Origin of the sequence: Paenibacillus harenae DSM 16969, assembly GCF_000422465.1 — a bacterium.
Lineage (GTDB): Bacteria > Bacillota > Bacilli > Paenibacillales > Paenibacillaceae > Pristimantibacillus > Pristimantibacillus harenae.
Genome location: NZ_KE383842.1, coordinates 975936 through 987422, shown reverse-complemented (window position 1 = coordinate 987422; position 11487 = coordinate 975936). Strand labels below are relative to the sequence as shown.

At 53.8% G+C, this 11487-nt stretch carries 12 protein-coding genes; all 12 read right to left on the bottom strand.

The features are described 5' to 3' along the window. Window positions 1–41: 41 nt before the first annotated feature. Complete coding sequence (locus H581_RS0114880) at window positions 42–683, bottom strand: YfbR-like 5'-deoxynucleotidase (protein ID WP_028610706.1); 642 nt, start codon at window positions 681–683, stop codon at window positions 42–44. Between the two features lie 251 nt (window positions 684–934). Then, a complete protein-coding gene (locus tag H581_RS0114875) occupies window positions 935–2278 on the bottom strand; it encodes a hypothetical protein (protein WP_028610705.1) in 1344 nt (447 codons plus the stop codon). Next, complete coding sequence (locus H581_RS34065) at window positions 2275–3417, bottom strand: DUF58 domain-containing protein (RefSeq protein ID WP_051250812.1); 1143 nt, start codon at window positions 3415–3417, stop codon at window positions 2275–2277. Before H581_RS34065 ends, H581_RS0114875 begins: the two co-directional genes overlap by 4 nt. Before the next feature lie 12 nt (window positions 3418–3429). Then, window positions 3430–4389: an AAA family ATPase gene (locus tag H581_RS0114865; RefSeq protein WP_028610704.1), complete on the bottom strand. Its 960-nt coding sequence runs from the start codon at window positions 4387–4389 to the stop codon at window positions 3430–3432. Window positions 4390–4407: 18 nt separating this feature from the next. Further along, window positions 4408–5331, bottom strand: a complete 924-nt coding sequence (locus tag H581_RS0114860; RefSeq protein ID WP_028610703.1) for a polysaccharide deacetylase family protein — start codon at window positions 5329–5331, stop codon at window positions 4408–4410. Further along, entirely contained in the window at window positions 5328–6311 is a 984-nt protein-coding gene (locus H581_RS0114855) for a phosphotransferase (RefSeq protein ID WP_028610702.1), read from the bottom strand. The genes H581_RS0114860 and H581_RS0114855 overlap by 4 nt, the downstream gene beginning before the upstream one ends. Window positions 6312–6326: 15 nt before the next feature. Next, complete coding sequence (locus H581_RS0114850) at window positions 6327–7001, bottom strand: MOSC domain-containing protein (protein ID WP_028610701.1); 675 nt, start codon at window positions 6999–7001, stop codon at window positions 6327–6329. A 178-nt stretch (window positions 7002–7179) separates the two neighbouring features. Beyond that, on the bottom strand, window positions 7180–8817 hold the full coding sequence (locus H581_RS0114845; protein WP_028610700.1) for an amino acid permease: 1638 nt from the start codon (window positions 8815–8817) through the stop codon (window positions 7180–7182). A gap of 129 nt (window positions 8818–8946) precedes the next feature. Further along, complete coding sequence (locus H581_RS36460; RefSeq protein ID WP_051250810.1) at window positions 8947–9555, bottom strand: response regulator; 609 nt, start codon at window positions 9553–9555, stop codon at window positions 8947–8949. A gap of 60 nt (window positions 9556–9615) precedes the next feature. Next, on the bottom strand, window positions 9616–10227 hold the full coding sequence (locus tag H581_RS0114835) for a DUF3298 and DUF4163 domain-containing protein (RefSeq protein WP_028610698.1): 612 nt from the start codon (window positions 10225–10227) through the stop codon (window positions 9616–9618). A gap of 15 nt (window positions 10228–10242) precedes the next feature. After that, window positions 10243–10758: a GNAT family N-acetyltransferase gene (locus H581_RS0114830; protein ID WP_028610697.1), complete on the bottom strand. Its 516-nt coding sequence runs from the start codon at window positions 10756–10758 to the stop codon at window positions 10243–10245. Beyond that, window positions 10755–11480 carry a phosphonate ABC transporter ATP-binding protein gene (locus H581_RS0114825; protein ID WP_028610696.1) on the bottom strand — a complete coding sequence of 242 codons (726 nt, stop codon included), beginning with the start codon at window positions 11478–11480 and terminating at the stop codon, window positions 10755–10757. Before H581_RS0114825 ends, H581_RS0114830 begins: the two co-directional genes overlap by 4 nt. Between the last annotated feature and the right edge of the window lie 7 nt (window positions 11481–11487).

Genomic DNA, 11487 nt, shown 5'->3' with positions numbered 1-11487 from the left:
TCCCGTTTGATTGGCCCGGAACGCAGTCAGACCTGGATCCGTTATACCGTAATGGGCTGGGCCAAAGCTTCTTCCGTAATTCGTCTTATATCGATCGATGAGGTAATCTCGTCGTTCACCATATCGGGCAATATGTTGTTCAAAAAATAATCCACGCAATATAAATCAATATTTTTAATTTTAATTAAAGCGTCGCGGTACATTTTAATAAATTCTTTCTCCGTGTTCCCTCTTTGCAGTTCGGCAAAGGCTTCATACACTTGGTCCATCTTGTCCGCCGCTTCCAAAATCAACCCTTCGACGGAACTGTCCTTCCCTTCGCGCAGCTGATTATGGAATATTTCTTTATATTCCTCGGGAATATGCTCCTCGATAAAGTTATACACCATTCCCTCTTCGACCTGTTGAATTAACGAACGCAGCTCGGGCGACGCGTGCTTGACCGGCGTTTTGATATCCCCGATGAAGATTTCGCCGTAATCGTGGCTGCTGGTAATCTCATAAAGCTTCTTCCAGTTGATGCGCGCGCCGTGTTTCTCTTCGATGTCCGCGAGCGTCTTGGCGTATTGCACCACCTTCCAGGAATGCTCCGCAACGCTGTGTTCTTCGAACTTGAATTTGCCAGGGCACCGGAAAATTCGTTCCAATTCGTTTAGAGACCTGAAATAAGTGTGGATGCCCATCATCCGAACCCCCTATCGGTTAATTATTGTACTTTCGCGAATCATACCGTCAGTTTATTCTTATCATGTTAAGCGCAGATTAAAATTAACCCTGCTTACGATTAAAATAATGGAAAGATTATTGCTTATACTTCCACCCGCTAATCACAAAATCAGCAGGCGTATACCGAGCACGCTCGGAGCGGATTGCGATTTGATGCAAAAAACAGCAAAAAACAGCGACCAACCGGTCGCCGTCGTTCAGATTGATATTATTTCTCTTCTTTGTAAAGCTTTACTTTAAAGGCGGAAACTTGTTCGTCCTCGATGCTCTTCTCGCCGTAACGCACCTGCTCGTATGCGTCGATAAAGCTGCTTATGCCGCTCCGTTGCATACCGTTCTCCTTCCTGTTCGACATGATCGCCCCTGTTTCCCGCGGAGTCAGATGAGCCTCGAAGCTTTGGCCACGCTTCATATCGGATCGAATAAGATACGAATATAGAAATCGGATGCGATCCGCATTCGACTTGAGATCATCCCAGGTTACGTTATATTTCTTCTTGGGAATCAACTTCTGCAGTTGATCGCCGATCTGCTTTCTCCAACTCGTTAATGTCATCAATTGCTCGACTTCATCGGTAAAGCCGGCATCTCCCTTGCGCAGCGCATCTCCCCGTTCCATAAGCTTGGCCATAAATCGCTTGGCCCATTGATATAGCTTCCGGGATAACAGGAACAACGCGATACATGCGACGATAATAACGAGCGCTATTCCGAAGATTTTCAAGATCTGCTCGAGCACGACCATCCATTCCGCAGGCGGCTTCGGAGCCTCCGCTCCGGGCATATCCGGCGGAGCCTGACTGACGGGGGGCTCCTCGATCGTCTCCTGTCCGCCCGGACGGTTAAGCCAAGCCATCAGCTTCTGAACGATGGAACGGAAGAAGCCTTCAATCGTCTGCTGGATTTGCCGGAACAACGCCAATATGGTAATGATTACAACGATAACGGCCATCAACAGCCGATTTTGCCGTTTGAAGGCTAAGGTTGCCTGCGATTTCGCATTGTCAACCGTTTCGCTGTTTAAATGCCTTTCGTTAGCAAAGAAGAAAAACAAGATAACCGACGCAATTCCGCATAGGAGCAGCGCGCCGTTATAGTCGGCCAGTCTTTGGAATGCAAACAGCTTCAGAAGCTGCGCAGCTGCGTAAATAACGATACCGACCAACAGATACGAATTGGGGAAGGATTCCGCCCAGCCCCGAAGCTTCATCGACATGCCTCTCATCGAGGTTATGGTACCGAAGAAGGCACAAATGATAACGGCGATCGGAGGCAGCCCGCCTACGGTGATGAAGATAATCAGGATGGCATGGACGGCTCCGATGGCAACTGCTAAGAGCAGCCTTATAAATAAACGAAGCTTTGGCCTGAGTTCAAGGATCGCGGATGCCAGCCAGTAACAGAGAGGCAAGGTCGCGATCCAGGCCCAAACCGCATGCGGCGGCAGAAAATATATAGTAGCCGTAAGCAGTACGGGCAGAAAGAAGAACAGCTCGGTTGCCCCTTGAGCAAGCGGGGTTAAGGACAGCGGATGTTTGGCGGCTGCTTTCATGCACTCACCTCTTCGCTGGTTATACGGTTACCGGCAGAGGCTGGGTCTCCGTCGTTACCAAGTGCCTGATCGGTAAGCAGCCAGACGGCTATCGCATTGCCGTTGGTCCGGAGCCGTTCTGCCTGCTGCTCCAGCGTGTCGTTCCAATAGGAAGTAATGATGAGCACATCCCGTTCGCTGAAGCCGCTGAGCGCTTCCCGCTCAAGCAACTGATGGAACAGCTCCGTCCGCTCAATCTGCAGCTTGGCCATCCATTCGTACATCTCAAGTAAATGCTCATGCCCCCCGCGCGGTTCGATGTGCACGCTTTCTCTCGTGCCCAATATCGGCATGTTGGCCCCAAAGCCGACGTCCATGCCGTGATCGATGACCGCCTCAGCAGCGCCCGCCGCCCATTCGATGCCGCGTTCGATAAGCGATTCATCGGTCACGCTGCGCCACATCCCTTCCGCGTCATCGACGTTCAAGTAGATCATCAGCCTGCGGTCCGCCGTGAAATCCTGCTGGTGCACCTGAAGCTGCCCCGTCTTCGCCGTCGCTTTCCAATTGATCTGTTTGAACGTATCGCCGGCCTGATATTGCCGGACGCCCGCGATGACGAACGGATCGCTGATGATCCATCTGCGTACCGATTGGTCGCCCTGCCAGCTGTGATATGGAAGCTCATGGACAGGCACCTGCGCCGGCTTCGGATAGACAAATAGCTGACCGCTTAGCGGAATCTGTTCCGAGTCATTGGTCATCCCGAGCACGTCTCCTCCGGTGAGCGTCACCGTCTGCAGCTGGTACCAGCCTCTTCTCGCGCAGGTAATCCGATGCTTCCGCGTAATTTTTGTATAGGGCGATAAGCTGAAGAAGCTTTTATGATTTTGATAGAGCTGACCGCTGCTCACCGAGAAATTTTCCTGTCTTTGAAAATGCAAATGCGTCGACAGCTGCGACTCTACGCGGAGCCAGGGAACCGGCAGCCACTTCGCATTCGATATTTGCTCCACGAGCTCAACCTGATCGCCGCGAAAGCACGCTTTCGTTTGAAAGTGCCGTTGGTACGTGATACGCCGCAGCACGTACCGTTGAAACAGACGGCTCTGCACGAACAATATCGCAAGCGCCGCGACGATAAACCAGAACAAAACCATCGGCCCCGCCGCCTAACGAACCGTTACGCCGGCTTCAGCCGGCACGGCGACCTGACGAATAATATCCTCGATGATCGCGTCCGCGTTGGCGGCCGTCCGCTGCATCCCTCGAATGGCAAGACGATGCGCCAGCACCGGCTTCGCCATCGCCTTCACGTCGTCCGGCGTGACGAAATCCCGTCCGCGCAGAATCGCATAGACCTGAGAAGCGCGAAGGAGCGCCTGGCTGCCCCTTGGGCTCACGCCGACGGACACCTCATCGCGCTTTCTTGTTGCCTCAACAATTTGCAGCAGATACATCAGCACATCGTCCGTCACCTTTACAGCCGCGTAGGACTGCTGCGCTTTCTGGATGAAGCTGATATCGGCAACAGGCTGAAGCGCGGAGAGCGGGTCGTTCTCTTTAAACCGCTTAAGAAGCTGAAGCCCTTCATCCGTCGTCGGATAGCCCATCTTGATTTTAAACAAAAACCGGTCAAGCTGCGCCTCCGGCAGCGGGAAAGTTCCTTGATGCTCAACCGGGTTTTGGGTCGCGATTACCATGAATGGCCGATCCAGCTGCTTCGTTTCTCCATCTATGCTGATTTGCCGCTCCTCCATGCACTCGAGCAGGCTCGATTGCGTACGCGGCGTAGCCCGGTTAATTTCATCGGCGAGAAGCAGATTGGTGAAAAGCGGACCTGCCCGGAACTCAAACTCGCCGGTTTTCTGATTATAGAAGTGAATGCCGCTTAAATCCGACGGCAGCAGGTCGGGCGTGAATTGTATCCTTTTAAAGGATAGGGTAAGCGATTTTGCGAGAGATTTGGCGAGCAGCGTCTTGCCTGTGCCGGGCACGTCCTCTAGAAGCGCATGACCGGAAGTGATGAGCCCGATCAGCAATAAATCGACAACCTCTTCCTTCCCCACGATAACACGGGCGATATTGGCTTTCACTTGCTCCGCCAACTGTTTGACTGCTTCAAATGACATTTCGAACAGCTCCTTTGATTAATTCGTACGGCCGGTCCTGCTTCGCTGCAGCTTCTGAAGCTCGCTCCAGCGTATGATGCGTATGCCCTCGTCCCGCAGCGTGTCCTTAATATCGTCATCCCGGAACAGCTCCAGTTCCATTCCCCGCTTCTCGGGCTGGAAGTGAAAAGCTAGCAGCTCTTCCGTTACGATAGACGGGTGAATGATAAGCTCCGTCACGCCGGGACGCAAGCCCTTTAACAGCTCCAACATGTCCGCTTTCAAGGAATCGTAGGTTTCCCCCTCCTGCAATTGGAAAGGCAGACCAACCAAATAGTCAAGAATGACAACTCCCTTCGAATCTGCCAGCATCGCAAGCTGCTTGGCCTGCTCCGCCAGCTCGGGCGGCGCAACCTGACCGGCCTCCTGCAACAGATATCGCGGAAGACGGAACGGCAGGCCGTAGGAAGCGCATACATCGAGGACTATCGGAAGGAAATTCCGCCCTGTAGCGAGTCCGTACAGACTGCCCATGTGATTGTCGGCATGGGTTGGATTCATGCCCATTGCCAGTGCCATCTCGATTTGGGCAATCAGCTCCTCCTTCACCTGCGCGGGATCCGCCTGCAGTTCGAAAGTTGCGGAGTCCTTCGGGAAATATCCTTCATTCGTAATCAGCGACGACATGCTGCCTTTACGGTGAACGGGGCCCCAGCGATAGGCGTCCCATTCGCTTGTAAATGTGAAATGTACGCCTACGTCGACCTGCGGATTGTCTGCGCTCCATAGAGCCGCTTCTCTCGCCCACGCGCAGGGCATCATTAACGTTGCCGAGCTGACCGCCCCTTCCAGAAGCAGCTGCCGGATTCCCGTATTGACCGAATGGCATAAACCAAAATCATCAGCATTCACAAGAAGCAGACGATCCTTCTCCCCATAACCGAGCGCTTGAGCCAAGTTCATCTTCTCACATCCTCCCAATTTTCATTAATCCAGCCGCAGCCGAATAGGGTCTGATCCATAATGCCGCACAGCACCTCTTCGCCGTCCAGTCCGTCTCTAAGCCGAACGGCAAAATGAAGAGCAACGTCGAGCAGCCTCAACTTCATTAATACCGGAAGCATCATGATCTCCTCCCCGGTTAAGCGGAACGATTCATGATATCCTTCAAGCAGACGTTTTACTTTCATCCCGCATGCCGGATCATCCGGCTTCAGCAGGTCGACGATAACAACCGCCAGCTCCATCGCTCTTACGTCGATCGTGCTGAACTCAAAGTCAAGCACGCCAATGATGTCGTCCCCTTGCGAAACCGTATTATTAAATACAAGATCGCCATGGATCCATTGCTTCGGAAGCCTCGAGACCGCCTCGCACTCCGCTCTTAAGCTCAGCCTCTCCTTTTGCAGATAGAGAAAACGGTTTCGCCTTGCAGCGAAAGCTTCGGACCTGTCCGCGATTGAGAGGAATGCATGTTCATCCATCGCTTCGTATGTGCTTTCCAGCTCATAATACGGGCTGTACAATGGTTTGCCGGCCGGATTGATTCTGCCAAGCGCAGCGGTCAGAAGCGCAGCCGTCCTGCCAAGCGCGAGCACATGCGCCGGATTTTCCGGATTCGGCCTGTCCCCTTCGATGTATTGAAATAATGCCGACAATGTCCCGTCACCAGCAGTACAGACCGTATCTCCGCGTTTGTTGCGAACGGGAATGGGCACCCGAAACGGCGGCTTCTGCTGCTGAAGCGCAGCTAGAACCTCATGCTCAAGCCTTACGATGCCGGCGTCCTTGTGATTGTTATAAATCCGGAGCACATATCGTTCTTGTCCCGATGCGATGATCCGTGTCGTATTGTTCATACCGCTCTCCCGATGTTCAACCTCATAGGGAGCCCCGAATTCGTATTCGCTCAAATAGGTGGAAAAATCAATGCCTTCCTTCAATCAAAGCAAGCCTCCCTAGCTTTCCTTCTGCAAACGCGACAGTCTTCCTCCTAGCTGCTCCTGCCAGCTCATGGCCAGCTCCCCGACCTCAAGCAATTCATGAATTCCTTGCATGTCGTTCTTGTCCGCGTACATAATGCGGTTGGCCTCGGCAATCGTCTTTCCTGCCGGATGCCTTTGCTTCAGCGTAAACTCCGCGCCCTTCTTCAAATGGCCTTCCCGGAGCACCCGGAAATAAAATCCCGTAAACCCCTGCGTCTGAACATGCTGAGGCAAATCCGGGAGCCCGTGACGCAAGCCAAGCTTATAGCAGGGCTGGCGTGGCTGGCTGACCTGCAGCAGAACTTCACCCGCTTCAACGATGTCGCCAATGCATAAGTCCTCTTCCGTCCACTGCGACAGCGTCAGGTTCTCGCCGAATGCCCCATAGTCAAATGGAACGGGGTAATGCTCCTTCCAGTAAGCATACCTTTTGTCGAAATAAACGCACACCGCTTTGTCGGGACCGCCATGATGGACCGTGTCGCCCTGGCCGTCTCCCTGCAGCCCGGTCGCGTGAATGTGATGAGTCTCTGCCGAAGGCTGCTTGAATATGCCCGTAACCACTTCTTTGGAACCATGCGCAATCGCCGACGGCATGCCGACATTCAAGGATAAGAGCCGCGCCGGCTCTAAGTTCCGCTTCATCATTGAGTCATTCTCCTTCCCCGTTCTCTTATCTGACTATTATAATCGCGGGAGGGAGAAGTTGGCAAAGAAAAATATCCGCATTAATTGTTAATGAGGTTATTTTAAGAATGCTATTGCATTCGACATGTTCTACGCCTGCGCGCCGCCGCTTTTGTCGAAAAGCTCTCTTTCCTGTAGCTTATTGCGCTTCCCCGGGAAATTTTTTCGGAATAGTTTGAATATTTCCTGTATTCTCTTTCTTCATTTCCAAGGCAGTTCCGTCTTTCAATTTTAATCGACGCAACCCCCGCAACCCCCGCATGCCCCATGCCGCTGCCAGCAATAGTGAGACCGCCGCGCTGACGGCGCCGGCAGGATGTATGAACATGGACGTGAGAACAGCCGTGGACATAAGCCAGGCGAGCGAAACGCCGTTCACCGGAATGCTCCAGCTCCCAAGCCGCCACGGCGCATCGAGCAGCAGACGATTTTGCCTCCCCTTGATCAGCTTTAACGAGATTGGAATCGCATAGGAGAGGTGCAGACATACGATCGCGATTGACAGCAAAATTGGAAGGTACCCGCCGCCCATGAAGGTATAAACGGCAACAATCATCGCAATTGCTCCCGCCGCGCTGAGCCAAACCGCCTGCAAGGGCGATTGCCGCCGTTCGGATACGGCTGACCACCTTCGATTGAACGGAAGCTCCCGATCACGCGCCAGGCTGTACAGGATGCGTGAACAGCTGCCCATCGACTGCAACCCGCTGAACCAAAGCGATAGAAGAATCAATCCCGCAATTACGGCGCTTCCCTCCCATCCTGCCGCCGCCGCTTGCATAAATACGCCTGCTCCGTCCGATTGAAGAGGAATTGCCGCTGTTAGAAGCATGAAGGTTAGCATGGCAATGCCAATCACATAAACATAAGAAGTAGACAAATAAATGGCCCAAGGAGCGCGGATTCGCGGATCCATCGTTTCTTCCGCCACATGACTCGCGCCGTCCATGCCGAGAAACAGCTTTAGCAGCAACAGCGTGCCGGTTATGAAAGCTCCCGCATGTACTTTTCCGCTGAACTCCGCATTCATGAAGTGATATAAGATAGCGGGAGAGTACCCGCCGGGCCAGAATAACCAGACAAGCCCGCCTAGCATGCAAATCGCCGTCAGAGCCTGGAGCCATACGCCTCCGGCCTGCAGCAAGCCCATAACCGATACGCCCCAATGATGAACGGCCCCCTGCAATGCGGTTAATCCCGCAACGACGCACCAAAAGCTCATCACAGAGGCCTCATAACCGAATTTCTCGGACAGGAAAGCTTCTAATAAAACGGCGCAAGAACTGTTTAACAGGGACAGCATGGCGAGATGCCCCAAAGCCTGAAGGTATCCCGCACGCCTGCCCCAGCTTCTGCCCCCCAGAACGGAAGTGGCGTGGTAGATTCCGCCCGCGGTCGGCACCGCGGATGCCAGCTCGGCGATCGATGCGCTTACCGCGAGCGAGAATAAAGCAAGGATCGGCAGGCCGAAGCCTATGATGGACGGTCCGCCCTGCTCCAAGGCCGGACCGAGCAAAAACGCCGAGCAGCCGACAACCCCCATGACGTTAAAGGAGCAGCCAAAAGCCGCAAGTCCTCCGCTGCGCCGCCTTAACAGCTGTACGAGTCCGAAACGCTTCAAATCTTGTTTATCCTGCAGCAGCTGGGTCTCCGCGCCATAGCGGACCATGCTCTGGTAATAGGATGATTTGACGGATTGTTGGGCTTTTATTGCCCCGGCCATAATGGCGGCCGAGACCGTAAACGTTAAGACTAATCCCGCGATAAGCGCTAGCATGCTAACACCCCCATACGCTACTGTATGAGTGGACGGCTGTACGCATGCAATCGGAGCTATGTTCGGCTGAACCGCCGAAACGACGCAAAAAAAGCTTCGCACCCCTGCGGTGCGAAGCTTCCGCTTCTATTAGGTCATAATTTCAAAACGCTTCTCGAGCAGCTCGAGTACGACCACTCTCAGCTCATCGATGTCTAACGGCTTCCTCAGCACGTAATTGACACCCAGCCGCGCCGCCTCTTTCAGCTCCGCCGGCTCCGCGTAGGCGCTAACCAATATAACCGGAATATCTTGGGAAATTTTTCTAATTTCCTTCAGCACTTCGATGCCATCCATGTCCGGCATCTTCAGATCCAGCAATACGCAGTCAATCGTGTGCTGTATCATGTGCTTCAAGGCAGCTGCTCCATGCTCCGCCGGGTATACATCCGCGCCCAGCGCATTGAAAAGCTCTGTGAGCAGCATGCGTATGGAGGGCTGGTCATCGACGACCAATATTCCGGCATGCAAACCATACGAACGCTCGGCGGCTTGCCATATCCGAAGCTGGTCAGCCGCAGCCGCGGAGCGTGCGGAGAAGGACTGTACCGCGGGCGAGGGCATTGGCGCCGCAGGAGGCGATTCAGCCTCTTGCCGGGGGCGGACGGCTCGCTTCTTCCTTTGACGCTTCCGGAACAGGACCAATGAGACGGCGGCAAATAAACCTGCCGCTGCTGCGAAGATAAGATAATATACCATAGGGGCGTCTCCTTAGGTAAGGCAATCATTCCGTTTCAATTCGAACGGTCTGGTGATCGTCTAATCATTCACAAGCATCGGACCGAGCGGCCCCTCCTCGTTGACGATGTCTTGGAGCTCATATACCGGAATGGGAAAATAAGCGAATCCGAACACGTAAGGCGCGAGCTCGTATAGCTGAAAGTAGATGACGAGCGAGCGGTCCGCCACGTAATAATCCTGATCGGACCTGATTGCGGTGAACGGTTCGAGCGTATCGATCGAACGCGCTTTGATCTGCGCGCTGACGATGGCGCTGATCCGCAACACATAATCCGAGCCCGGCTTGAAAAGCTGCGCAAGCGAATAATCTTGACCGGTCGATTGCTTGAACGTAAGCGAGTGCTGAAGCGTAATCCCGTGCGCGCCCCCCGTATAAGCATAATTAAATAACGACAGGCTGAGATAGTCCTTTTCGTTCGTCTTCTGCTCGAAATGCCCCAGCATTTCGGCTCTGGGATCCTCTAGCGAACCCTGGCTGTGAACCAGGTGCTGCACGTTTTCACGAATCTTTTGATTGATTCGTTTGTCTGCGGCCGCGTTCGGGCCGCCGTTAACATAAGGGATAAACAGCTCAGCCTTTGGAAATGCCGACTTTGCGGTTTGAACGATGACGGGAGCCTGAAATGGCATACGGAAGTCACCTTCCTATTCGGTAAGATGCTCCATTGTATGCAGCTCCCTGCTCATTTCATGCCATTCGATTCCTCCATGAGCGGAAGACGATAGGCCATGCCATATGAAGCCCTCCGCTTCATAGAAGCGGATAAGATGCTTCTCGCACATTAAAATCATCCTTTCGACGCCTGCTGCTTCGCAATGCAGGATCAGCTTCCGCAGCAGCAAGGAACCAATGCCTCTCCGGCGATAGCCGGGAAGAACCGCAACGGTTAAAACGCAGAAATTGCCGCCGCTTTCGGCATCCGGCTGATGGCCCTTCATCTCGTCTCCGCACGACGATTGCGATGTTCGTATGCCGTTCGTAATGCCGACGAGCTCGCCGCCTGACCAAGCCGACCAGAAAAATTGCCCGTAATGCTGAAGACGGTATTGGAACCCGCTGAGCGTCGCGGCTGCTTCCGGACTGTAACAGCGCGTCTCCAAGGTGATCGCGGCATCCAAATCTTTGGGCGTCATAAGCCGCAGCTCGATACCTCCGCTCACAGCAGAGCCTTCTCGCGTTCGGTCAACCGCCTTCCCCTCACGTCAAGCACAAGCTTCCCTTTGTTTAATCCAAGAATACGGTCTGCGAACCGCTCCGCCCAGTCGCCTTGGTGCATCACTGCGACGACAATAACTCCCTGCTCCCGGCATAGCGCTTTCAAATCGCCAAGCACCTGGTCCGCCGTATGCGGATCAAGGCCCGATACCGGCTCGTCCGCCGCGATGACCTTCGCCCCGTGAACGAGCGCTCTCGCGATCGCCATCCGCTGCTTCTCGCCGCCGCTCAGCGTGCTGGCCTTCAGATGGGCCTTTTCCAGCAGTCCGCGTTTCTCAATCATATCCATAGCGCCCATGTAATCGTCGTTCCGGACCATTCCGGTCCATCGGCGCCAGGCAGGCGTTTGCGTAACGGAGCCGATAATGACGTTTTTCAGGCCGGTCTTGTTCGGGAACAGAAAGGGCTTTTCCTCCACATACGCAACCTCGCGCTTCACTTTCATTTTCCCTTGCAGTCCGTCCTTGAAAACATCCTTGCCGTCGAACTGATAGGAGCCCGAGGTCCACTTCTCCTGCAGGGCCAGACAGCGAAGCAGCATCGACTTGCCGCTGCCGCTTTCACCTTTAATGGCAATAAAATCTCCAGGATATGCTTCAAAGCTAATATCGTCGAGCACCTTCGGTCCCCCGGGAATACGCTTGGTTAAGTTCTTTATTCTAATCATTGTCCGC